The sequence below is a fragment of the Parasedimentitalea maritima genome (assembly GCF_005771405.1).
Lineage (GTDB): Bacteria > Pseudomonadota > Alphaproteobacteria > Rhodobacterales > Rhodobacteraceae > Parasedimentitalea > Parasedimentitalea maritima.
In genome coordinates this window covers 263,943-285,625 of the sequence record NZ_VAUA01000003.1, presented here as the reverse complement: position 1 = coordinate 285,625, position 21,683 = coordinate 263,943, and the positions used below count along the sequence as shown (strand labels likewise).

Here is a 21,683-nt window from a genome sequence, read left to right as displayed (position 1 = left end):
CCCTCGTTCTTAATCCGTAGGGAATAGATACATACCAGTTTAGCGGGCTACTCTGGTGGATCTGAATGCAAAGTGTAGCGAGCAGGGCCAAGGGAATTCCCATAATTGGCCCAGCTCGGTGTAGTTCTAGACCCGTCAGTGCTGTTCCTGACGCCATTCCCATGGTGGCGGGGTGTGAGCCTGCCAAATGCCAAGCCCGTCTGCCTGAGCAGTGGTGACTTCCGGCTGGTAGTAGCCTTGATCACGATCAGGCCAAGCCAGTCCTTCTGCCACCAAAAGTGCGCCGACGTCTTGGCCGTCTGCGTCACATGTGGCGATGTAGTGGCCACGGCTTTCTGGTTGGCTGCTAAAACACTCAACGCGCTCTGCCAGATCCATGATGTCCTGAACCCGGTCACTTGCCCGGCCGGCGCAGTCCCAAATATCACCGCTTTGCGAGTTGCACTGCTGGGCGGCTTCGGGAGCATCAATGCCGATGAGACGTATCTTGAGTTTACCCAATGCAAGCACCTCGCCATCAATAACGCGGAATGCTTGACCGGGGGCCGAAACCAAGGGGCGGATGTTGCCCGCGAGTTTCTGAATACTATGCAGTTCCAAAAAGATCCGTGCCGAGATGGGGTCACTTTGTTGGAGTTCTGTCGACGAAGCTCCGCTTGCAACAATCGCAAAGGCAACGCCTGTCAGGGTTTGTTTAATCATCATCGTTCTGGCCATTCAGGTTATTGATTTGGACATAGGTCTGCCGAAAACATAATCCTGAAGACGTCAATATTCCGTTTATTCGGTATATTTTCGTGAATCTGTATCTTTGCGCGTTTGCATTTTCGCACGCTACTCAATTTGATTTACCTCCGCCGTATGAGGTGGCAGTGATCAATTTGTTCAATATTGTATATCAGGCGGCTAATCCATTGGTCCTGCAATTCAAACCCACAAAATGCCCTTGGAAGGCCCGCGTCCCCATCTGAAGCCGCAGATCACCGGGTCATCAAATCGTGCTGTTTCGCGCCGCTAGGATGTGCTCATGATGTTCAAGCCCCCAATCATTTAGCTTCATCACGCAATCGCGCAAAGAGTTGCCCGATTCTGTGAGGGTATGGTCGACTTTGGGGGGGACTTCCGCGTGGTCCCTCTGGAGAACCAATCCGTCTCGCACCATTGAACACAGGGCTTGGGTCAGCATTTTTTGACTGCTCCCTTCGATGCTCATTCTGGCGTCTCAGCATGGAATGATTTGGGGGCCGCCTGCATTTAATCCTGGTTTCACCAAGTCTATTCAGAAATACGAAGCTGCAATTCATCGCACCGGCTTTCATACTGGTGCCGGCTCAGAGCAAGCGTAAGCTTTGTAGGACGACTGAAGTCAAAGACTTAAAGTCAGGAACCGCGCCCTATCAGGCGCGGTTCTTTGTCAATTTAGCTACTTGCTACAGCGAAGCTTGGCAAATTTTGCCAATGTTTGCGCTCAGCGCGGCGTTGTAGTCCTCATCGCTCATCGCCACGTTCAACCCTTCGGTCAAGGCGCGCGAGAAAGAGGCGATCATTTTGGCGTTCTGGCTCAGCAGGGCACAGGCCTGATCGGTGGAATAGCCACCTGACAGCGCAACAACCCGAACAACATTGGCGTGATCCGCGAGGTCATCATACAGACCTGATACATTTGGCAGCGTCAGCTTTAGCGCAACATTGGTCCCGGCAGGCAGGGCATTCAACTGCTTCAACAGCTCCGCCTTGAGCAGGATTTCAGCCTCGCCCTTGGTGTCAGAGTGAATGTCGACTTCAGGCTCGACAATGGCCAGCAGGCCCGCTGCCGCTATCTGTTTGGCCACTTCGAATTGCTGGGCCACCACATCGCGAATCCCATCGGTGTTGGCCTCTTTGATCACTGACCGCATCTTGGTTCCAAAAATACCGGCCTTGCCGGCACGGGCCAGAAGCGCATCCAGATCAGGCATTGGCTTCATCACCTGGGTGCCGTTGGCCTCGTCTGCCAGGCCTTTGTCGACCTTCAAAAAGGGCACTACGCCACAGTGATCCCAAAGATAGGCCGGCACAGGGGTGCCTTCGATTTCGGCATCCATGGTTTTTTCAAACAGAATCGCACCAAGGATTTTCTGACTGTTGAAGTCTGCGGCGGTGATGATGCGGGCGCGCATCTTCTGGATTTCACCAAACATTTCTTCGTCACCGGAGTAGGCGTCTTCCATCACCCCATAAAGGGCCAGCGCCTTGGGTGTTGAGCCTCCGCTCTGATCCAGTGCGGCGATAAAACCGTTGCCATTTGCGATGCGGTCAAATTGCTGCTGCTGAATGGAATTCTCTTGTGTCATATGCCCAGGTCTCCGCGAATGTTCAAAGCTTAGCCCGTCTATAACGCGGTTTGGAGCGGAAACAACCTGCGCGGGCTGGGTGTTGCGCTAACAGTTACCAGATTTCTGGTGCCTGCGTACCAAAGGGCACAGAAGCTCTATTCAGGCCTGTTGATACAACAACGAGAAAGGCGCACTGGAAATCCAGTGCGCCTTGCAAAATGGAGTGTAGGGTGTGTGCTTGCACGCACCTGCCGCAGGGCTAGACCAGCCGCGAAGAGTCGATTGCAGCGCGGACAAAGTCACTGAACAGCGGGTGTGGCGCAAACGGTTTGGATTTCAACTCAGGATGGAATTGCACACCGATGAACCAGGGATGGTCTGCCCATTCGACAATCTCGGGCAGGCTGCCGTCGGGCGACATGCCTGAAAACTTAAGACCGGCTTCTTCAAGCTTTTCGCGGTATTTGATGTCTACCTCATAGCGGTGGCGGTGGCGTTCCTCAATATGACTGCCGCCATAGACACGGGCCACATTTGATCCCTCCGCCAGGGTGGCGTCATAGGCGCCCAGACGCATGGTGCCGCCCTTGTCGTCGCCCACTTTGCGTTCAACCTTGTGGTTGCCCTGCACCCATTCTTTCAGGTGATAGACAACGGGTTCAAACCGCTTCTTGCCAGCTTCATGGTCGAACTCTTCTGAGCCCGCTTCGGAGATGCCAGCGACGTTACGGGCGGCCTCGATCACTGCCATCTGCATGCCAAGGCAAATACCCAGATAAGGCACCTTATGCTCGCGGGCAAATTGGGCCGCTTTGATCTTGCCTTCGGTACCGCGCTCGCCAAAGCCGCCAGGGACCAAAATAGCGTGGAACCCCTGCAGATGCGGCGTGGCATCTTCGCTATCAAAGGCTTCCGCGTCGACCCATTCGATCTTGACTTTGACCCGGTTGGCCATGCCGCCATGGATCAGCGCCTCGGCAATCGACTTATAGGCATCCTCGAGCTGCGTGTATTTACCAACGATTGCAACTTTGACCTCACCCTCGGGGTTGTAGACCCGGTCGGCGACATCTTCCCAGCGTGCTAGGTTTGGCTTTGGGGCAGGGGCAATGCCAAAGGCATCCAGAACTGCCTGATCCATACCTTCGCGGTGATAGGCCAGTGGCGCTTCGTAGATCGATTTCAGATCCTGAGCTGCAATCACGCTGTCAGGGCGTACGTTACAGAACAGCGCTAGTTTTTCGCGCTCTTTCTTGGGGATAGGTCCTTCAGAACGGCACACCAGAATATCCGGTGCCAGCCCGATTGAACGGAGTTCTTTCACCGAGTGCTGGGTTGGCTTTGTCTTCAGCTCGCCAGAGGCTTTGATGTAGGGCAGCAACGTCAGGTGCATGTAGATGCACTGGCCACGCGGTTTGTCCTGGCCATACTGGCGGATCGCTTCAAAGAACGGCAGGCCTTCGATGTCACCAACAGTACCACCGATTTCACACAACATGAAATCGACCTCATCAGCGCCAATATCAAGGAAGGTTTTGATCTCGTTGGTGACATGCGGGATCACCTGAATGGTTTTACCCAAATAATCGCCCCGGCGTTCCTTTTCCAAAACGTTGGAATAGACCCGGCCGGATGAAATCGAGTCGGTCTTGCGGGCCGCAACACCAGTAAACCGCTCATAGTGGCCCAGATCGAGGTCCGTCTCGGCACCATCATCGGTGACAAAGACTTCGCCGTGTTCATAGGGGCTCATGGTGCCCGGATCAACGTTCAGATAGGGATCCAGTTTGCGCAGACGTACCGAGTAGCCACGTGCTTGCAGCAGCGCGCCCAGAGCCGCTGATGCCAGACCTTTGCCAAGGGAGGAAACCACCCCACCAGTAATGAAGATATAACGCGCCATGAGTGTCGGCTGCTCCCGTGAGAAGTCATGAAGAAATCAGAATTCAGGTGCCCTGAAAGGTTCCGAAAAACCAAAGCATCACGGGACTTCACTAATAGAGGATTCGTGTCTTCAACGCAAGGGAGCCGCAAGATGCTGTTGCGGCTCAAAATCCCCGTCTAGGTATGGTAGTTCAATCGGCGCTTGGAACCAGTGGCGCATTGTCACCGGCGCTTGGTGGCAGCAGATCGCTACCAACTGGCGCTACCGGAGTATTTGCGTCACCTTCAGTTGCAACCGGCCCGTCGGTCCGGTCCAGAACTGAGGATCCCGCAGATTTCTGTGCGGCCAGAATAGTCAACGTGATCGAGGTCACGATGAAAGCAATGGCAAGGATCCAAGTGACCTTGCTCAGCGCTGTTGCGGCTGAGCGGCCGGACATGGCACCGCCACCGCCTCCGCTCATGCCAAGGCCGCCGCCTTCGGACCGTTGTAGGAGAACGACAGCGATCAGGCCAAGGGCCAGAAAAAGGTGGATGATAAGAACGACGTTTTCCATGGGCCCCTGCGGCAATTGGCTGAGTATCGAGCGGTATGTAGGCAAGTTTGCGGGGAGGGGCAAGACCCGAGTTCGCCCTTGTTGATCATGAATCTGTTCTGCTCCCAATTGTCAGCGCCATTAAGGCCGACAATTGGACTGGACAGGGCCGCAGCAAATTCGCAGTCTGGTTGTATGCCTCATGATCATCACGACCACCCGCATGCGCTATTACCGCCCGAACCTGCTTTGCGGGTCAAGGCGTTGGAAACGATTCTGACTCGCAAAGGGTTGATTGACCCCGGCGCTCTGGATCAGATTATTGACACCTATCAAAACAAGATTGGCCCCAAAAATGGTGCGCAGGTTGTTGCACGGGCCTGGAGTGATCCGGGTTTTCGGGACGCTTTGATGCAGGATGCCACTGCGGTGGTAGCAGATCTGGGCTATTTTGGCCGTCAGGGTGAACATATGGTGGCGGTAGAGAATACCCCGGACCTGCATAATATGGTCGTTTGTACCCTGTGCAGTTGTTACCCTTGGCCGTTGCTTGGAATACCGCCTGCTTGGTATAAATCTGACGCCTACCGAGCCCGAGTGGTGCGAGAGCCGCGTGCGGTTCTTGCTGACTTTGGTGTGACTTTGCCTAAAGAAACCGCGGTGAGAGTTTGGGATTCAACGGCCGAGATGCGCTATTTGGTGATACCAATGCGCCCGGAAGGCAGTGAGGGGCTGAGTGTCGACGAACTCGCGGCGCTAGTCAGCCGAGATAGTATGATTGGTACCGGGCTGGCCAAGGTGGCCAAATGACCCGCATTCATGACATGGGGGGGCGCTTTGGCGATGGCCCTGTGGTGCCAGATGCGCCAGATGCCCCTGTGTTCGCCACAGACTGGCATGCTCAGGCTCTGGCTGTGACGCTGGCCTGTGGAGCCCTGGGGCAGTGGAATATCGACATCTCGCGTCATGCCCGGGAACGCTTGTCGCCGCAGGACTACACGGGATTTTCCTACTACGAAATCTGGATTTCTGCGCTGACAGACTTGTTGGTGGAACGTGGCGTTCTGACATTAGACGATCTCAGGGGGCAGGGGGATGATACCTCTCACCCTCTGGCCTCGCGGATGCTCAAAGCCGATGCTGTGGCCGCGATGCTGGCAAAGGGAGGACCTGCGGACCGAGCGAGCGAAATCGCGCCAAAATTTTCCCCCGGACAGGCGGTTCGTTGTCGTCATCCGGGTGATAGCTGCCTAGTCGATGGCGGGCACACGCGTCTGCCTGCCTATGCTGCGGGCGCGCGCGGGTATGTCCTGCGGTTGCATGGCACCCATGTTTTGCCGGACAGCAACGCTCATGATCTGGGCGAAGCGCCGGAACCGCTCTATGCGGTGCGTTTTGCCGCAAGTGAGCTCTGGGCCAATCCCGAAAATGCCGATGATCAGGTGATCATTGACCTGTGGCAAAGCTATTTGGAGCCCCTATGACGGCCTGTCTTCCCGATTCCGCACCCGAGCCGGTTTTTCTGCACCCCTGGCACGCCCAGGTCTTTGCGCTCACGGTGTCACTGAATGAGGCTGGCCATTTCAGTTGGCCCAACTGGGTGGCACAGTTCTCGCAGGTGCTGGCACGCCATGGTCTGGATAAGGATCTGGATGGTGGCGACGATTATTTTACCGCCTGGCTGGAGACGCTAGAGATGATTCTGGCCAAGGACGGCGCTGCATCCGCACCTGATGTCGAACGCCTACGTGGCGACTGGGAACGCGCCTACCTGGAGACGCCACATGGTGATGTTGTTCGGCTTGCAGCCTCGCAAAATGCGTAGGGTGCGTGCTTGCACGCACCGCTAACGGCCCCGGTTACCGACGAATGTCGCTCTCCTAGCTCGCCTGCGACGAATTTGTGGTTCCACAATGCCCTCTGCACCGCTATAGGAGGGCCGGTTTCAGATAAATACAAAGGACCAGATATGGCCAATGTCGTCGTAGTCGGCGCCCAATGGGGTGACGAGGGAAAAGGCAAGATCGTAGACTGGCTCAGCGAGCGCGCCGATGTCATCGCGCGCTTTCAGGGTGGTCATAACGCAGGCCACACGCTGGTTATCGACGGCGAGGTGTTCAAGCTTGCCGCATTGCCATCGGGTATCGTGCGCGGCGGTAAGTTGAGTGTGATCGGCAATGGCGTCGTGCTGGATCCTTGGCATCTGGTCAAAGAGATCGAAAGCATCCGTTCGCAGGGTGTTACCGTCGACGCAGAATCGCTGATGATCGCCGAGAATACGCCGCTGATTCTGCCCATTCACGGCGAGCTGGATCGCGCCCGTGAAGAAGCTGCCAGCAAAGGCACCAAGATCGGGACCACTGGTCGCGGCATTGGCCCGGCCTATGAAGACAAGGTTGGCCGTCGCTCTATTCGGGTGGCCGACCTGGCCGATGATACGACCTTGGAAGCACGCGTTGACCGAGCCTTGCAGCACCATGATCCTTTGCGCAAAGGACTGGGGATTGCGCCTATCGACCGCGATGCTTTGATTGCACAACTCAAAGAAATTGCACCAAAAATCCTGCAATATGCTGCGCCTGTCTGGAAAGTCCTGAACGACAAACGCAAAGCCGGTAAACGGATCCTGTTCGAAGGCGCCCAAGGCGCGTTGCTGGATATCGATTTCGGTACCTATCCCTTTGTGACGTCGTCCAACGTGATTGCGGGGCAGGCCGCAACCGGTACTGGCATGGGGCCGGGCGCTATCGATTTTGTGTTGGGCATCGTCAAAGCCTATACCACACGCGTTGGCGAAGGTCCGTTCCCAGCAGAACTGAACGACGCCGACGGCCAACGTCTGGGTGAGCGCGGCCATGAGTTTGGCACCAATACCGGACGCCAGCGGCGCTGCGGCTGGTTTGATGCGGTTCTGGTGCGCCAGACCTGTGCCACCAGCGGCGTCAATGGTATTGCCTTCACCAAACTGGACGTGTTGGACGGGTTCGAAACCCTGAAGATCTGCACCGGCTACGAGCTGGACGGCAAACCACTGGACTATCTGCCCACAGCTGCTGATCAGCAGGCGCGGTGCACTCCTGTCTACGAAGAGATGCCAGGTTGGAGCGAATCGACCGAAGGTGCGCGCAGCTGGGCCGATCTGCCAGCCAATGCGATCAAATACGTGCGTCGTGTCGAAGAACTGATCGGTTGTCCGGTTGCGATGTTGTCGACCAGCCCGGAGCGGGAGGACACCATTCTGGTGACTGACCCGTTTGAAGACTGATGGCTGACAAAAAAGGTCTCAGCTACAAGGCCCGGCGTCGCTGGGCCCTGGTGGTTCTGCTGATTGGGCTGCCATTGTACATTATGGTGGCAACGACACTGGCAGGACGACTCTCCGAGTATTCTGTGCTGTTGCAACTTGTGGTTTTTGTTGTCCTTGGAATTATCTGGATTGTCCCGTTCAAACCGCTGTTTCGTGGTATTGGGCAGCCCGACCCAGACGCACCCAAAGATCAATAAAGGGTACTGATTAAACGCAAAAGGCAGGTCGAAAGACCTGCCTTTTTGCTAGAAAAACTATGACGTTTAGCCAGCGACACGCTCGTCTGGGCGAAACCCGATCTGACCAGAGGCGGTAAAGTGACCGCTGTTGGTTTTTTCAATCTTACCTTCGCGGAGCAACTGCCCAAAGGATCGCAACCCGTCTTCGCGATTGAACTCAGCGCTGTCCAGCAGCTTGACCTTGTTCATCAACTGCGGACGCGAGAAATGCTCCCGGCCTTCGACAAAACTCATGTAAGAGGCGGCGGCTTCAAGTAGTTCATACAATTCCACCGCGCCACTTTCCAAAGCATAGGCCGCAAATCCGCCTTCGTGCCCTTTGTCCGCAAAAGCTGCATCATCGGCCTGGGCCGACGCAACCCGACGCGGACGAACCGGTCCGTTTGATTTCTCCGGGGCCTCGTCGATGCGTTGCTCGGCCACCAGTTTAAGGGGGGCTGGACGTTGGGCCGGAGCCGGGCGTGGTGCGCCTCCCTTTGCAGCAGTTGGACGGCGTGGGCGAACCACGCTGGCCAGATCATTGCGGTAATCTTCATCACTATTGGTGACGCCAGTACTGCCGCCTGCGGCGCGGTCGGCCAAAGCTGCGGCCATGGCTGCGCGCAGGTGGTCGTAGGTTTCACGCGATGACGAAAGCTCGGGATCTTCCAATTTTTCATCCGCTGCATCCATCAACCGCGAGACATCGCTGTCCGGAGTTTCCGCCACAGGGGAGGGCGCAGGGGCCGGTGCAGGGTCTTCTGCAACCTCCTGCTTGGTCTCATCAATTGGTTCCGGGGTGTCATCATTGGCCAGCAGTTCCGCTTCGACAGCGGCCAGTTCCTGCAGCAATTCAGCCTCGTCAGCGTCGGACAAGGAGGTCTCAGGTGCTGGCTGAACGGGCTCTTCCGCAACTTCTTCCAATGTCCCAGATTTGACGGCATCGTCGATCACTGCACGCTTTACGCGCACGATTCTGGCGCGCCTTGGACGCTTTTGCGCAGGAGTTTCTGCTGCGGTTTCCGCCGGTTCGACGTGCTTGGACACTTCAGCGAGGATATTGGCGTCCTCGCTTTGGCTGTCAGATGTGCTGTCTTGCTTTTCAACGCCCTCAAACAGGCTGTTGTCCTCTTCGACGTCGGTTTCGGCTTCGACAGCTGACGTTGTGGCTGCGGCAATGTCGACTTCGGGTTCTGGATCGGTTTTGACCTCTGCAGCCTGTTCAATCTCTTCCGAGACTTCAGGCTCCACCGGGGATTCAAGATCCGGAGCAGGCTTGGTTTCCGCTTCGATCTTCGTCTCGACTTCAGCCGTGGGCTGATCTTCGCTGCTGTCTGCCTGGCGTTGATCAATCAGGTCCAATGCTTGAGCGATTTCAACCTGATCCTGACTTGCCTCATCAGCGGCAAGTTCGGCTTCGTCGTCCAGACGCATTGCAGCAGCGATATCCACGGCGGATTCTTGGATGAAATTCTCGGCGTGTTGATCTTCTGAGAATTCTTCGTCCCGTGGGGCCTGCGCAACGACGGCGCGAATGCGCTGCAGTTTGGCCGCGATGCTGTCTGCTGCTGGCGAAGAGTCTTCGCTTGCATCAGGTTGTTCTACTTCAGGTTCATCCGCAACCAAATCCTCAGCGGTAGGCAGACCTGCAGCTTCTGGGGCCGCAACTGCAGCAGCTACGGCTGTTAGATCTACCGGATCTTCAACAGCGGTTTCATCTTCGGATTTGGTGGCAACAGAATCTTCAGCTGGGGCCTCTTCGATGACCACTTCGGCAGTAGCCTTTGGTGCGGTCACTTCAGGGGTAGCCTCTGCAGGTTTTTCCGGTGCCTCAGCCGCCTGAGGCGCCGGTTCGACTGGTTCAACAGCAGGTGTCACTGGTGCAGTAGCTGGCTTGACAGGTTCCGTGGATTCGGCCGCCCGCAGGTGGATGGCTCCATCACTTGTACGGGCTTCAACCTGGCGGGAAACTTCGCGTTGAGCGATGCGCGTCAACATCTCGGCATCCGGCTGAGGGGGTTCGGCGCCAAAATAGCGATCGTCGGACGCAAGATCGCGGAAATATTCAGCGATTGCCTTCATGGTATCAAACGAATCTTCGAACCCTTCCAGCGTGCAGGAGAAAGTTCCATAAGAAACGGTTAAAACTTTGTTATTCTGTACCATAGGAATCTTGTCCTCGCCAAAGCTATTGCCGTTTACATAATGGGCGCAGAGCGTCAAATTCTGTCCGAATTCGTGCAATTGATCGTATCTTTTTGTGACCAGATTATGGCTTGTTTCGAAACTGACGCAAATTCCGGGGAAAAACGTTGATTGTAGAGCAAAACGAACCAGTAACTTTGATCGGAGGCGGTGCAGTTGCCGCCGGGGACCTGGATCTCGCCTTATCTCTGGCTCCCTTTCTGGTTGCTGCTGATGGAGGCGCCGACCTGGCCCTAAGTGAGGGGCGCATTCCTCAAGCAGTGATTGGAGACTTGGACTCTCTTTCAAATATAGTACGCAAGCAATTGGCGCCAAATACAATTTACGAAATTGCTGAACAGTCCAGTACGGACTTTCATAAGGCGTTGCGCCACATCAAAGCGCCAGTGGTGCTGGCGGTTGGTTTTTTGGGGGCACGAGTGGACCATCAACTGGCCTCTTTTAATACACTGGTTCAGGTATTGAGCAGCCCTTGCATACTATTGGGAGAGCATGAATTGGTCTTTCATGTTCCCCGTGAAATATCCCTGGCAACTGAAGCAGGGGAAACCGTGTCATTGTTTCCAATGGGCCCTGTCACGGCGGAATCAACTGGGCTGCAATGGCCATTGAGTGGCTTGAAGATGTCCCCAATGGGAAACATCGGAACCTCAAATCGAGCGGTAGGGCCAATGTCACTGACAATGGAGGGGCCAGGTTTGTTGGGGATTATCCCACGCCGTCATCTGCCACAGCTTATGCAGCAGATCGCTCAGGCTCCGCCTTGGTCGTCGAAAGTTGCTTTGCGGTAATTCTTTCTCGCAGAATTACATAAAGTCCTGCTGAGATTGTTAGTGCAATTCCAACCGACGCCAGGGTGTTGGGCAATTGATCAAAAATCATCCAGCCGAACAGGGTTGCCACTGGAATTTCAAGATACTGCATAGAGGCCAGAGTTGCGGCTGGCGCATACCGCAGGCTCCAGGTCATCAGAAGGTGCGCCACTGTGCCAAGCCCACCAATAGCAGCCAGCAACAGCCATGCCTGGCCATCCGGAGATTGTAACATCAGGGCAGGGACTTCCATTTGATTGCCGATGAGCAGCAGTGGCGTCAGCAGTGCGCAGGCCATTACCCCCGACACAGCTTGCAGGCTGACCGGGTCAGTTTCTTTGGCAATCTGTCTTGTCACCAGCATGAAAAGGGCAAAAATCACAGCCACAAGAAGTGGCCATAAAGCAGGCCAGCCGACCGCAACAAAGCTGGGTTGAACCACCAGCAAAGTGCCGCCAAAACCAACGATACATGCGCCGAGGCGGCGTATGCCGATCTCTTCGCCAAGCACGTATTTTCCCAGTAGCAACATGATGAAGGGCATTACAAATGCGATGGCAATGGCATCTGCCAGTGGCAGGTGTTTCAGCGCCGTGAACATGGCGCCAATGCCTATGATGTGCAGCAGGGTGCGTAGAAAAGTGAGTTGTAGCACACGGCCCTGCATACGCCATTGACGTCTGTTGACCCAGATCAGTGGCGTCAGAAGCACGACCTGTACCGCAAACCGTACAAACAACAGCATACCCAGTGATACGGTTTCGCCCAACAGCTTAGCGACGGCGTCACCCAGTGGGGCGACAACGCAAAATCCCAGCATCAGTAGGATTCCAAGAGTGGGATGGTCCCGTGTCATGGGTTCACACTAAATTTGGAGCGGTGAAAATGCAAGCTTTGGTTGAATTTTGCCAAGGGCGATTCAACAATTGGGCACATTAACCGCAAGACCGCCAAGTGATGTTTCCTTGTATTTCTCATGCATATCCTGGCCAGTCTGTCGCATAGTTTCGATCACCGAGTCCAGCGGTACAAAGTGCTGGCCGTCACCACGTAACGCCAGCGAAGCTGCGGACACGGCTTTGATCGCACCCAGTCCGTTGCGCTCGATACAGGGCACCTGTACCAGCCCCTTTACCGGATCGCAGGTCATACCAAGGTGATGCTCCAAGGCGATTTCCGCCGCGTTTTCAACCTGCTCTGGAGTGCCGCCCATGACAGCGCAAAGGCCCGCTGCTGACATGGCTGCAGCAGATCCGACCTCTGCCTGACAACCCGCTTCGGCGCCTGAAATAGAGGCATTGTATTTCACCAAGCCACCAATCGCGGCTGCTGTCAGCAGAAAATCCTCAACATGGCTGGGAGAGGCACCGGGAACATGGTCCAGATAGTAACGCAACGTGGCGGGCAGCACTCCGGCTGCGCCGTTGGTTGGTGCGGTCACCACTTGACCACCGGCGGCGTTTTCCTCGTTCACGGCCATGGCGTAGACGCTCATCCAATCATTGATGGTATGCGGTGCCGTCAGGTTTAGTCCTCGTTCGGCAACCAGAGCATCATGAATACCCTTGGCTCGGCGGCGCACCTTCAGCCCACCGGGCAGAATGCCATCCCGCACCAACCCGCGTTCAATACAGGCGTTCATCACTTGCCACAGACGCGCAGTTCCCTTGGCCAGGCTTTGCTCGCAGCCGCGCGATATCTCGTTGGCGCGTTTCATGCCCGCTATGGTCTTGCCGCTGGATTTGGCCATTTGCAGCATCTCGGCAGCAGAGTGGAACGGGAACGGGACTGGCGCGCCTTCGTCGGTATCTTTGCCATCAGCCAGCTCTTCTTCGGTCAGGACAAAGCCTCCACCAACAGAATAGTAGATCTGTTTCAGAGTCACATCACCCTGTGCATCCGTTGCCATCAGGATCATACCATTGGCATGCCCTTCCAAGGCATGGTCATAGTCAAACGCCATGTCGGACGTTGGATTGAACCGCAGCGACCCCAAACCTTCGGGACTTACGGTTTGGGTGGCGTGAATGTCGGCCAATGCAGCCTCGGCTTTGGCATCGTCATAAGTGTCGGGTAAGAACCCGGCCAGTCCAAGAATCGTAGCGCGGTCGGTGGCATGGCCGACGCCGGTGAAGGCCAGTGAGCCGTGCAGCGAAGCCTTTACCCCGTGGAAGTCAAACGGCGAGGCGCGCATCAGGTCCAGAAAGCGCGCTGCTGCCACCATGGGGCCCATAGTGTGCGAAGATGATGGGCCGATGCCCACTTTGAACATATCAAAAACAGAGAGGAACATCAGGTTGCAGAGCCTTCTGGGGGGGTGGCAGGTGTAGGGCTGGTGAACGGGGTCGCGCCAAGACCTTCGGCAGTCCGGGCAACAGTGACCGAGGCACGTAGCTCGAGCTCGGCGCAAAGGGAATACAGGTGCGGATACTGGGCCAACACAAACCAACTGCGGTCGCAGCCAGCCGGGTAGAGCGCCATCCAGCGCAGCTGGCAAGCCAGATAGAGATCTAACACGGATGGCTCTTTTGCTCCGAGCCAGTCCGGGCGTTGGGCTGCTGCGGCTTCCACATTGGTCAGATGTCTGTGCAGCCGCTGACGCAGTGTTTTGCGCAGGGCTTTCTGCTGGGTTGCGTCCGGACCGATGTAGGTTTCGGGATAAAACAACATGCGCAGATCAGCGTGCAGGGTGTTTGATGTGAAAAACATCCATTTCAGGAAGTCGCCACGCTGTTTACTGCCAACATCGGGGGCCAGTGCCTGGTGACGGTCCGACAGCCAAAGTAAAATTGCGGCAGTCTCGAATATCGGTCCCTCTGTAGTTTCCAGAACCGGGATCAAACCATTTGGGTTTAGAGCACGATATGCGTCGCTGCGCTGTTCGCTGATACTGCGATCGACCAGCACAGTTTTGTAGCGCAGGCCAAGCTCCTCCAGCGCCAGCCGAATGATCAGCGAGGCATTGTCAGGGGCGTAATGGAGGCGATAGCACGATGTCATAGCCATGGTCCTAGTTAACATAAGGGCAGAACAGGTGCCTGTTTCCGACGTTTCCAATAGGAAACACGTAATTCCTGCCTATTTAGCGGATCTGTGGGGGGCTGTCATCAACGCGTTAAACACTCTTGTGAATTGTCGCTCGCAACCTTGGCCTGCTTTGCTTATAACGCCTGCAAACGTCCCTACGGAGTCACCGTCATGACCGGAGAACTGTCGCCTATCGACAAGGCAAAGTTTGTTGCCGCAAAGCGTGCAGCTGATTTTGTCGAGGACGGAATGCGGGTTGGATTGGGCACTGGTTCAACCGCCGCATGGCTGGTCCGTTGTCTTGGCGAAATGGTCCGCGATGAGGGGCTGAAATTCAAAGGTGTACCAACATCAACCCGCACTGCTGAGCTGGCGCGTGAAGTTGGTATCGAGGTGATTTCGCTGGACGAGGCCAAATGGCTGGATCTGACCATTGATGGCGCGGATGAGTTTGACGGCGATTTGAACCTGATCAAGGGCGGCGGTGCGGCCCTGCTGCAAGAGAAGATTGTGGCGACAGCCTCTGATCAAATGGTGGTGATCGCTGATGTTGGCAAAGAGGTCGAAACGCTGGGTGCATTTCCTCTGCCGGTAGAGGTCATTCCCTTTGGATGGCAGACCACCCATGCGCTGATCGAAGAAACCCTTATTTCCATGGATGTTTTGGGCCGCTCGGCGACCCTGCGCATGAACGGGGACAGGCCTGCGATCACGGATGAAGGCAACCACATTCTGGACCTGCATTTGCAACGCATTGGCAACCCTAGACAGTTGGCTCTGGTGATGAACCAGATCCCGGGTGTGGTTGAAAATGGATTGTTCATTGATATCTGTGACACCGTCGTGATCGGCTATGGCGATGGTAAGGTCGAGGTTCGCGACATCAATGAAGGCACTGTTGAGCACGATCGGTTGGATTTTGTCGAGAGCGACAATCTGTTCACCGATCTGGCGGATTAAGGGATAGACGACCATGAGCTTTGATTACGATCTTTTTGTTATCGGTGGCGGGTCCGGCGGTGTTCGGGCTGCGCGGGTTGCTGCGGGTGACACCGGCGCCAAGGTGGCGCTGGCAGAGGAAGACCGGTATGGCGGCACCTGTGTGATCCGGGGCTGCGTGCCCAAGAAACTGATGGTGTTTGCAAGCGAATACGCTGACATGGTTGGCGATGCGCAGGCCTATGGATGGGACATCAAGGCCGGTGCCTTCAATTGGGGTCACTTTCGCGGCAAGATGCATGCTGAACTGGACCGGTTGGAAGGTATCTATCGCAACATCCTGAAGAATAATGGTGTCGAGAGCTTTGATGCGCGCGCCAAACTGGTGGATGCTCACACGGTTGAGCTGTCAGATGGGACACGCAAAACTGCCAAACACATCCTGATCGCGACAGGGGGGCATCCGGTCAAACCAGACATTCCTGGTGCCGAGCTGGCAATCACCTCGAACGAGATTTTCCATCTGGAAACCCTGCCCAAAACTATGCTGATTGTTGGCGGTGGCTACATCGCCAGTGAATTTGCCGGCATTATGAATGGCTTGGGCGTCAAGACCACGCAGTTTTACCGTGGGGCGCAAATTCTTCGCGGGTTCGACGACGAAGCGCGCGGGCTGGTCTGTGAAGAAATGTGCCAGGCAGGCATTGACGTTCATCTCGGCACCAATGTGCTGGAAATGCGCAAAGAAGGCGATCAGATCTGGGTCAAAGCGACGAATGGTGAAGAGCGTCTGTTTGATCATGTGATGTTTGCTACTGGGCGGGCACCCAATGCCGATGATCTGGGGCTAGAGGCGCTGGGCATAGAGCGTGGCCGCAAGGGTGAGATTCTGGTTGATGACTACAGTCAGACTGGGGTGCCATCAGTTTTTGCCATTGGGGATGTGACCGACCGGGTCAATCTGACACCAGTTGCGATCCGCGAAGGCATGGCCTTTGTTGAGACCGTGTTCAAAGGCAACCCCACGAAACCGGATCACGAGCTGATCCCAACGGCCATCTTTACCCAACCCGAAATGGGTACCGTTGGGTTAAGTGAAGAAGATGCAGCCGAGCAAGAACCGATCGATGTCTACTCGACCAGCTTTAAACCCATGCAACAGGCCTTTGCAGGCCGCGCGCAACGTGTTTTGATGAAACTGGTGGTTAGTAAGGCCAGTCGCAAGGTTCTGGGTTGTCACATTGTGGCACCAGGCGCGGGTGAAATGATCCAGCTGGCGGGCATTGCGGTCAAAATGGGCGCCACCAAGGAAGATTTCGACCGGACAGTGGCGGTGCATCCGACCATGTCCGAAGAATTGGTAACAATGAAAACACCTGTGCGCAGCGCTTGAAATTTAGCGCTCGGACCACAGGTTAGCACAAATGTCGCGTTTCGCGATGAGATAGGGATAGGACACAAATGTCGGGCAATAGTGGTGGCCCCTGGGGGGGCGGAGGCTCTTCCGGTGGCGGAGGCAATAAGGGTAATAATGACGGTGGCAACAACGGTGGCGGCAAACGTCCCGACGATGACGGCCCTCAGATCCCTGAGATCGACGAGCTGGTGAAAAAAGGCCAGGAACAGCTGCGTGTGCTTATGGGCGGCGGCGGTAACGGTGGCAAAGGCGGCGGTAATCGCGGCGGCGGCAGTAGTGGCCCACAGCTCACCAAAGGCACCGTAGGACTGGGCGCAGTTATTGCTGTTGGTGTGTGGCTTGCGACCAGTTTTTATACTGTCAAACCTGAAGAACAGTCGGTTGAGCTGTTTTTGGGTGAATATTATGCCACGGGTGAACCAGGCCTGAACTTCGCACCTTGGCCTTTGGTCAGTGCCGAGGTGATCCCGGTTAAGGTTGAACAAACAGAAACCATTGGCGCAGGCGCACGTGGCGGAGATGCTGGTTTGATGCTGACCGGTGATGAAAACATCATCGACGTGGATTTTCAGGTTGTCTGGAATATCAACGACCCGGCAAGCTTCCTGTTTAACCTGCGCGACCCAAAGCAGACAATTCAGGCGGTGTCTGAATCAGCCATGCGTGAAATTATCGCGCAGTCTGAACTGGCGCCAATCCTGAACCGTGACCGGGGCATCATCTCGGACCGACTGCAAGAGCTGATCCAATCAACACTCGACAGTTATGACAGTGGCGTCGATATTATCCGGGTTAACTTTGACGGTGCTGATCCACCTGAGCCAGTTAAGGATGCTTTCCGTGCTGTACAGTCAGCAGGTCAGGAACGTGACCGGTTGGAAAAACAAGCGGATGCCTATGCCAACCAGGTTCTGGCTGGAGCCCGTGGTTCGTCCGCTCAGACGCTGGAAGAAGCCGAAGGGTATCGCGCCCAGGTGGTGAACGAAGCTGAAGGTGAAGCCAGTCGTTTCACTGCCGTTTTGGAAGAATATGCCAAGGCTCCAGAAGTGACGCGAAAGCGACTGTATCTTGAGACCATGGAAGAGGTTCTGAGCCGCGTCGACAAGGTCATTCTTGATGATACCGCTGGTGGTGGTGGTCAGGGCGTAGTGCCTTATCTGCCGCTGAATGAATTACGCCGGACGGAGGGCAACTAATGCGGAAAACTACATTTCTCCTGCCTGTCATTGTACTTGCAGTTGTTGCAATGCTGTCGGCACTGTTCATCGTGGACGAGCGCGAAAAAGCGCTGGTACTTCAGTTTGGTCGGGTTGTTTCGGTCAAAGAAGATCCCGGTTTAGCGTTTAAAATTCCACTGATTCAGGAAGTTGTCACCTATGATGACCGCATCCTGAGCCGTGAAGTTGGCCCGCTGGAGATCACTCCATTGGATGATCGCCGTTTGGTGGTTGATGCCTTTGCCCGATACCGTATTGCCGATGTTCGTCAGTTCCGCCAAGCGGTGGGTGCTGGTGGTATCGCGGTCGCGGAAAACCGGCTTGATTCGATCTTGCGCGCAGAAATCCGTGAGGTTCTCGGTTCGGTTAGCTCCAACGACATCCTGTCATCTGATCGGGCTGTGTTGATGCTGCGCATCCGCAATAGCGCCATTACTCAAGCGCGTGGACTGGGTCTGGAAGTGATCGATGTGCGGCTAAAGCGCACCGATTTGCCACAGGCCAACCTTGAAGCGACCTTTGCCCGGATGCGGGCCGAGCGTGAGCGTGAAGCGGCAGATGAAATTGCCCGTGGTAAGGAAGCCGCGCAGCGGGTTCGGGCCCAAGCCGACCGTACACAGGTCGAACTGGTGTCTGAGGCTGAGCGTGAAGCAGAGATCATTCGCGGTCAGGCAGATGCCCGACGCAACGCGATTTTTGCTGAGGCTTATGGCAAGGACATCGAGTTCTTCGAGTTCTACCGGACGCTGTCTGCCTATCGCAGCTCGATGCTGGAAGGAAATTCCTCGATGGTGCTGTCGCCGGATTCTGAGTTCTTCAACTATCTGAAGTCCTCGACTGGTGCTGCAGCCAACTGATGGCAATGATCTTTCTGGCCCTTGGGCTGGTGTTAATAGTGGAGGGGCTGGCCTATGTGCTGGCCCCTTTGCTTGTTGAACGGTTGCTAGAAATGATGCGGCAACTGGCATTGGATGAACGCCGCCGGGTTGGGGCCTTGGCAATCGTTTTGGGAGTGATCCTGCTGTGGATCGCGCACCAATTGGGGGCGTAGCGCAGTGTAAAACGCCTCTGCGGTTTCATATATCTACGCGAGTTGCTGGTTATGGGCGGATTTTAGCGCATATTTCCAACTGAACCCCGGGATAAGCCGTAAAGAGTTCTCACTTCATTTTGAAAGCGTGCAACATTTATTGCGGCAAGCGTGGAAGTGACTACATTGTTGCTCATGCCTCCCCGGGTCGCAAAACTGGCCCTGTCGCTTTGATGCGTAGGAGGAAGGCAACAATGATAAGGAGTAGTTCCGTGCAGCCTCAGGCAAAATCAATTTCAATCAGCCAAGACAGATTGGCCGCTGCCCCCCGGCTGATGTGGCTGGCGCTGGTCACCACTGTGATGGTTCTGGCCCAGGCGCTGGTGGCCCAGGCACGACCCGAGAGCCTCGCGCCGTTGGCCCAGAAAATCAGCCCGGCAGTGGTCAACATCACCACAACCACGGTGATTGAAGGCAGAACTGGACCACAGGGCATTGTCCCCGAAGGGTCACCGTTTGAAGATTTTTTCCGTGAGTTTCAGGATCGCAATGGCGAAGGCAACGGCAATGGTGATGGCGAAAATCGCAGACCACGCCGCTCTTCGGCTTTGGGTTCAGGGTTTGTCATCTCCGAGGACGGCTACATTGTCACCAACAACCACGTGATTGCTGATGCCGATGAGATCGAGATCGAGTTCTTTCCAGGGGATGGCCAGCCGAAAGAGCTGCTGCCAGCCAAAGTAATTGGCACAGATGAGAAGACCGACATTGCGCTTCTCAAAGTTGAAGCTGAAATGCCTCTGGCTTTCGTTAGCTTTGGTGACAGTGACAGCGCATTGGTTGGCGACTGGGTGGTGGCCATGGGCAACCCGCTGGGACAGGGGTTTTCGGTTTCGGCCGGGATCGTTTCAGCGCGGAACCGCGAGCTGAGCGGGTCGTATGATGACTACATTCAGACCGATGCGGCGATCAACCGGGGCAATTCAGGTGGACCGCTGTTCAACATGGATGGTGAGGTCGTTGGTGTAAACACTGCAATTCTGTCGCCCAATGGTGGCTCGATCGGAATCGGGTTCTCGATGGCGTCGAATGTGGTGACCAAAGTTGTTGATCAGCTGAAGGAATTTGGAGAAACCCGTCGTGGTTGGCTGGGCGTTCGAATTCAGGACGTGGACGAAGATCTGGCAGATGCCATTGGTCTGGCCAGTGCTGCTGGCGCACTGATTACTGATGTGCCTGAAGGTCCTGCTAAGGAGGCCGGAATGTTGGCTGGAGATGTTATCCTGACATTTGATGGCGTCGAGGTTGAAGACACCCGCGCATTGGTCCGTCAGGTTGGCGCGACGCAGGTGGGCAAGGCCGTCCGGGTTGTTGTTCACCGTGAAGGCGGTACTGAAACTCTTTTGGTTACGCTGGGGCGGCGAGAGGATGCCGAACGCAGCGCCGGATTGACACCCCCTAAAGAAGATGCGGCACCAGAAGCTGCTGAAAAGGAGCTTTTGGGCCTTACCATCGGAACGTTGACTGATGAAATGCGTGGCGAACTAAGTGCTCCAGAAGGGTCAGATGGGGTGGTCATCCTGTCGGTAGATGAAGCTTCGGAAGCCTGGGAAAAAGGTTTGCGTGGTGGCGATATCATCACTGAGGCCGGCCAGCAGAAAGTGACTGCGCTTGATGATTTTGAGGACCGTATTGCCGAGGCAAAAGAGGCGGGGCGTAAGTCGCTGTTGCTATTGGTGCGTCGCGGTGGTCAGCCCCGGTTTGTTGCGCTGAACCTTGGCGACTAAGCCAGCCAAATTGATTGCGTGTAGGAGGCCGGGCCGGGTGCCCGGCCTTTTGCTGTTGCGTTGACCTGGCAAAACAAAGAGCCATGCGCGGGGGCACATGGCTCTTCTAAGGGTCGACGGATCAATGGGATGGAACTGGCATGACCCGCCGTGGTCTCTGTATGCAGCACCGCCCCCTTGGGATCTGTGACCCAGATCACAAGAGTTTCAAAAAACCTGGAAACAGTGACCTTTTTCGCAACTGCATCAGTGTTTAGGGCGTGATCACCAGTTGTGTGTCACTGATGAAAACGTGAGAGTAGGGAGTGGTTGAGGTCAATCTAAATCAGTTCAGGTTCCGCCAAACCATGCAGGGCAGCACGATCCAGGATGACCACCCCTCCACGGCTGATTTCGATCACTCCGCCACGCTTCCAGGCGGCCAGGGTCTTAGAGACTGCCTCGCGGGTGGCGCCGATGAATTCTGCGAGTTCGGCTTGCGATAACGCCAGCCTGCCGCCCCGGGTTTCCGATGTCAGGTGCAGCAATTTACGAGCCAACCGAACCGGCATCGCCAGAAAAACCTGCTCGTTGTATTGATTGCCCATCCAACGCATCCGCTGTCCAGCCAGTCGCAACAGGTCTCCTGCCAGCTCGGGGTGGCGCAAAATCTGCGAGAGCACGTCGCGATTTCGCAAGCGCAACACGCGGCTGGCTTCCATCGCAGTGGCGGTGGCGGTGCGCTCACCTGGATCAAACAGCGCGATCTCACCAAATACAGCGCCGGTTCGCATGATATCGAGGGACAGTTTGCGCCCTGCTGCGGAAAGAATGGAGAATTCCAACGCACCGCTGGTAATGGCAAACAGAGCGTCGCCCGCATCGCCCTGCTCGAACAAGACCTCGCCGGGCGCCAGCTTGACCTCAGTAGCCTGACTTTCCAGCATTTGTTTTAGGCCTTCGGAAATCCCAGACAGGAAACCGGTTTGCGGCAGTTGGTCACGTGGCAT

General features: G+C 55.8%; 22 protein-coding genes. 12 read left to right on the top strand and 10 right to left on the bottom strand.

The window, feature by feature from the left end; translation table 11 throughout:
- Nucleotides 1-135: 135 nt before the first annotated feature.
- The 5 genes from FEE96_RS07640 to secG form a co-directional block, all read right to left on the bottom strand.
- Nucleotides 136-705: a thermonuclease family protein gene (locus FEE96_RS07640; protein WP_171021646.1), complete on the bottom strand. Its 570-nt coding sequence runs from the start codon at nucleotides 703-705 to the stop codon at nucleotides 136-138.
- Between the two features lie 286 nt (nucleotides 706-991).
- Nucleotides 992-1,213, bottom strand: coding sequence for a winged helix-turn-helix transcriptional regulator (locus tag FEE96_RS24090; RefSeq protein ID WP_138162425.1), 222 nt, complete (start codon nucleotides 1,211-1,213; stop codon nucleotides 992-994).
- Nucleotides 1,214-1,430: 217 nt separating this feature from the next.
- Nucleotides 1,431-2,333, bottom strand: a complete 903-nt coding sequence (locus FEE96_RS07630) for a fructose bisphosphate aldolase (RefSeq protein ID WP_138162424.1) — start codon at nucleotides 2,331-2,333, stop codon at nucleotides 1,431-1,433.
- Nucleotides 2,334-2,574: 241 nt separating this feature from the next.
- Nucleotides 2,575-4,218, bottom strand: coding sequence for a CTP synthase (locus tag FEE96_RS07625; RefSeq protein WP_138162423.1), 1,644 nt, complete (start codon nucleotides 4,216-4,218; stop codon nucleotides 2,575-2,577).
- A gap of 172 nt (nucleotides 4,219-4,390) precedes the next feature.
- The gene (secG, locus tag FEE96_RS07620) at nucleotides 4,391-4,756 is read right to left on the bottom strand and encodes a preprotein translocase subunit SecG (protein ID WP_138162422.1); all 366 of its coding nucleotides are present in this window, start codon (nucleotides 4,754-4,756) and stop codon (nucleotides 4,391-4,393) included.
- A gap of 174 nt (nucleotides 4,757-4,930) precedes the next feature.
- Here secG and nthA point away from each other — a divergent pair, with 174 nt between their 5' ends.
- From nthA to FEE96_RS07595, 5 genes are all read left to right on the top strand, one after another.
- Nucleotides 4,931-5,545, top strand: a complete 615-nt coding sequence (gene nthA / locus FEE96_RS07615; protein ID WP_138162421.1) for a nitrile hydratase subunit alpha — start codon at nucleotides 4,931-4,933, stop codon at nucleotides 5,543-5,545.
- Nucleotides 5,542-6,219 carry a nitrile hydratase subunit beta gene (nthB, locus tag FEE96_RS07610; protein WP_138162420.1) on the top strand — a complete coding sequence of 226 codons (678 nt, stop codon included), beginning with the start codon at nucleotides 5,542-5,544 and terminating at the stop codon, nucleotides 6,217-6,219. Before nthA ends, nthB begins: the two co-directional genes overlap by 4 nt.
- Nucleotides 6,216-6,560, top strand: a complete 345-nt coding sequence (locus FEE96_RS07605) for a nitrile hydratase accessory protein (protein WP_138162419.1) — start codon at nucleotides 6,216-6,218, stop codon at nucleotides 6,558-6,560. Before nthB ends, FEE96_RS07605 begins: the two co-directional genes overlap by 4 nt.
- A 144-nt stretch (nucleotides 6,561-6,704) precedes the next feature.
- Nucleotides 6,705-8,000: an adenylosuccinate synthase gene (locus FEE96_RS07600; protein WP_138162418.1), complete on the top strand. Its 1,296-nt coding sequence runs from the start codon at nucleotides 6,705-6,707 to the stop codon at nucleotides 7,998-8,000.
- A complete protein-coding gene (locus tag FEE96_RS07595; protein WP_138162417.1) occupies nucleotides 8,000-8,239 on the top strand; it encodes a DUF2842 domain-containing protein in 240 nt (79 codons plus the stop codon). Before FEE96_RS07600 ends, FEE96_RS07595 begins: the two co-directional genes overlap by 1 nt.
- A 66-nt stretch (nucleotides 8,240-8,305) precedes the next feature.
- Here the strand turns inward: FEE96_RS07595 and FEE96_RS07590 are convergent, their stop codons facing one another.
- Nucleotides 8,306-10,426 (bottom strand): chemotaxis protein CheA, encoded by a 2,121-nt coding sequence (locus FEE96_RS07590; RefSeq protein WP_138162416.1) that lies wholly within the window; start codon nucleotides 10,424-10,426, stop codon nucleotides 8,306-8,308.
- A 146-nt stretch (nucleotides 10,427-10,572) separates the two neighbouring features.
- On the opposite strand from FEE96_RS07590, the gene FEE96_RS07585 reads away from it, so the two are divergent.
- The gene (locus FEE96_RS07585) at nucleotides 10,573-11,256 is read left to right on the top strand and encodes a thiamine diphosphokinase (protein WP_138162415.1); all 684 of its coding nucleotides are present in this window, start codon (nucleotides 10,573-10,575) and stop codon (nucleotides 11,254-11,256) included.
- Here the strand turns inward: FEE96_RS07585 and FEE96_RS07580 are convergent.
- The 3 genes from FEE96_RS07580 to FEE96_RS07570 all read right to left on the bottom strand — a co-directional run bounded on the left by FEE96_RS07580 (nucleotide 11,201) and on the right by FEE96_RS07570 (nucleotide 14,277).
- Nucleotides 11,201-12,133, bottom strand: coding sequence for a DMT family transporter (locus FEE96_RS07580; RefSeq protein ID WP_138162414.1), 933 nt, complete (start codon nucleotides 12,131-12,133; stop codon nucleotides 11,201-11,203). The genes FEE96_RS07585 and FEE96_RS07580 overlap by 56 nt on opposite strands.
- Before the next feature lie 63 nt (nucleotides 12,134-12,196).
- A complete protein-coding gene (locus FEE96_RS07575; RefSeq protein ID WP_138162413.1) occupies nucleotides 12,197-13,570 on the bottom strand; it encodes an L-serine ammonia-lyase in 1,374 nt (457 codons plus the stop codon).
- Entirely contained in the window at nucleotides 13,570-14,277 is a 708-nt protein-coding gene (locus FEE96_RS07570; RefSeq protein ID WP_138162412.1) for a glutathione S-transferase family protein, read from the bottom strand. Before FEE96_RS07570 ends, FEE96_RS07575 begins: the two co-directional genes overlap by 1 nt.
- Before the next feature lie 198 nt (nucleotides 14,278-14,475).
- Here FEE96_RS07570 and rpiA point away from each other — a divergent pair, with 198 nt between their 5' ends.
- From rpiA to FEE96_RS07540, 6 genes are all read left to right on the top strand, one after another.
- The gene (gene rpiA / locus FEE96_RS07565; protein WP_138162411.1) at nucleotides 14,476-15,264 is read left to right on the top strand and encodes a ribose-5-phosphate isomerase RpiA; all 789 of its coding nucleotides are present in this window, start codon (nucleotides 14,476-14,478) and stop codon (nucleotides 15,262-15,264) included.
- A 13-nt stretch (nucleotides 15,265-15,277) separates the two neighbouring features.
- Nucleotides 15,278-16,636 carry a glutathione-disulfide reductase gene (gor, locus tag FEE96_RS07560; RefSeq protein ID WP_138162410.1) on the top strand — a complete coding sequence of 453 codons (1,359 nt, stop codon included), beginning with the start codon at nucleotides 15,278-15,280 and terminating at the stop codon, nucleotides 16,634-16,636.
- 68 nt (nucleotides 16,637-16,704) lie between these two features.
- Nucleotides 16,705-17,856, top strand: a complete 1,152-nt coding sequence (gene hflK, locus FEE96_RS07555; protein ID WP_138162409.1) for an FtsH protease activity modulator HflK — start codon at nucleotides 16,705-16,707, stop codon at nucleotides 17,854-17,856.
- Entirely contained in the window at nucleotides 17,856-18,734 is an 879-nt protein-coding gene (gene hflC, locus FEE96_RS07550) for a protease modulator HflC (RefSeq protein ID WP_138162408.1), read from the top strand. The genes hflK and hflC overlap by 1 nt, the downstream gene beginning before the upstream one ends.
- Nucleotides 18,734-18,928, top strand: coding sequence for a DUF2065 domain-containing protein (locus FEE96_RS07545; RefSeq protein WP_138162407.1), 195 nt, complete (start codon nucleotides 18,734-18,736; stop codon nucleotides 18,926-18,928). Before hflC ends, FEE96_RS07545 begins: the two co-directional genes overlap by 1 nt.
- 233 nt (nucleotides 18,929-19,161) lie before the next feature.
- Nucleotides 19,162-20,694, top strand: coding sequence for a Do family serine endopeptidase (locus FEE96_RS07540; protein ID WP_138162406.1), 1,533 nt, complete (start codon nucleotides 19,162-19,164; stop codon nucleotides 20,692-20,694).
- Nucleotides 20,695-21,014: 320 nt separating this feature from the next.
- Here the strand turns inward: FEE96_RS07540 and FEE96_RS07535 are convergent, their stop codons facing one another.
- Nucleotides 21,015-21,683 carry a Crp/Fnr family transcriptional regulator gene (locus FEE96_RS07535; protein ID WP_138162405.1) on the bottom strand — a complete coding sequence of 223 codons (669 nt, stop codon included), beginning with the start codon at nucleotides 21,681-21,683 and terminating at the stop codon, nucleotides 21,015-21,017.

What these genes read in the sequence shown, in the direction of transcription:
- FEE96_RS24090 (WP_138162425.1), bottom strand. Translation starts at nt 1,213, where the DNA reads ATGAGCATCGAAGGGAGCAGTCAAAAAATGCTGACCCAAGCCCTGTGT.
- FEE96_RS07580 (WP_138162414.1), bottom strand. Translation starts at nt 12,133, where the DNA reads ATGACACGGGACCATCCCACTCTTGGAATCCTACTGATGCTGGGATTT.
- FEE96_RS07595 (WP_138162417.1), top strand. Translation starts at nt 8,000, where the DNA reads ATGGCTGACAAAAAAGGTCTCAGCTACAAGGCCCGGCGTCGCTGGGCC.
- FEE96_RS07630 (WP_138162424.1), bottom strand. Translation starts at nt 2,333, where the DNA reads ATGACACAAGAGAATTCCATTCAGCAGCAGCAATTTGACCGCATCGCA.
- FEE96_RS07600 (WP_138162418.1), top strand. Translation starts at nt 6,705, where the DNA reads ATGGCCAATGTCGTCGTAGTCGGCGCCCAATGGGGTGACGAGGGAAAA.
- FEE96_RS07575 (WP_138162413.1), bottom strand. Translation starts at nt 13,570, where the DNA reads ATGTTCCTCTCTGTTTTTGATATGTTCAAAGTGGGCATCGGCCCATCA.
- FEE96_RS07640 (WP_171021646.1), bottom strand. Translation starts at nt 705, where the DNA reads ATGATGATTAAACAAACCCTGACAGGCGTTGCCTTTGCGATTGTTGCA.
- FEE96_RS07625 (WP_138162423.1), bottom strand. Translation starts at nt 4,218, where the DNA reads ATGGCGCGTTATATCTTCATTACTGGTGGGGTGGTTTCCTCCCTTGGC.
- hflK (WP_138162409.1), top strand. Translation starts at nt 16,705, where the DNA reads ATGTCGGGCAATAGTGGTGGCCCCTGGGGGGGCGGAGGCTCTTCCGGT.
- gor (WP_138162410.1), top strand. Translation starts at nt 15,278, where the DNA reads ATGAGCTTTGATTACGATCTTTTTGTTATCGGTGGCGGGTCCGGCGGT.
- FEE96_RS07545 (WP_138162407.1), top strand. Translation starts at nt 18,734, where the DNA reads ATGGCAATGATCTTTCTGGCCCTTGGGCTGGTGTTAATAGTGGAGGGG.
- FEE96_RS07590 (WP_138162416.1), bottom strand. Translation starts at nt 10,426, where the DNA reads ATGGTACAGAATAACAAAGTTTTAACCGTTTCTTATGGAACTTTCTCC.
- nthB (WP_138162420.1), top strand. Translation starts at nt 5,542, where the DNA reads ATGACCCGCATTCATGACATGGGGGGGCGCTTTGGCGATGGCCCTGTG.
- hflC (WP_138162408.1), top strand. Translation starts at nt 17,856, where the DNA reads ATGCGGAAAACTACATTTCTCCTGCCTGTCATTGTACTTGCAGTTGTT.
- secG (WP_138162422.1), bottom strand. Translation starts at nt 4,756, where the DNA reads ATGGAAAACGTCGTTCTTATCATCCACCTTTTTCTGGCCCTTGGCCTG.
- FEE96_RS07570 (WP_138162412.1), bottom strand. Translation starts at nt 14,277, where the DNA reads ATGACATCGTGCTATCGCCTCCATTACGCCCCTGACAATGCCTCGCTG.
- rpiA (WP_138162411.1), top strand. Translation starts at nt 14,476, where the DNA reads ATGACCGGAGAACTGTCGCCTATCGACAAGGCAAAGTTTGTTGCCGCA.
- nthA (WP_138162421.1), top strand. Translation starts at nt 4,931, where the DNA reads ATGCCTCATGATCATCACGACCACCCGCATGCGCTATTACCGCCCGAA.
- FEE96_RS07540 (WP_138162406.1), top strand. Translation starts at nt 19,162, where the DNA reads ATGATAAGGAGTAGTTCCGTGCAGCCTCAGGCAAAATCAATTTCAATC.
- FEE96_RS07605 (WP_138162419.1), top strand. Translation starts at nt 6,216, where the DNA reads ATGACGGCCTGTCTTCCCGATTCCGCACCCGAGCCGGTTTTTCTGCAC.
- FEE96_RS07535 (WP_138162405.1), bottom strand. Translation starts at nt 21,683, where the DNA reads ATGCCACGTGACCAACTGCCGCAAACCGGTTTCCTGTCTGGGATTTCC.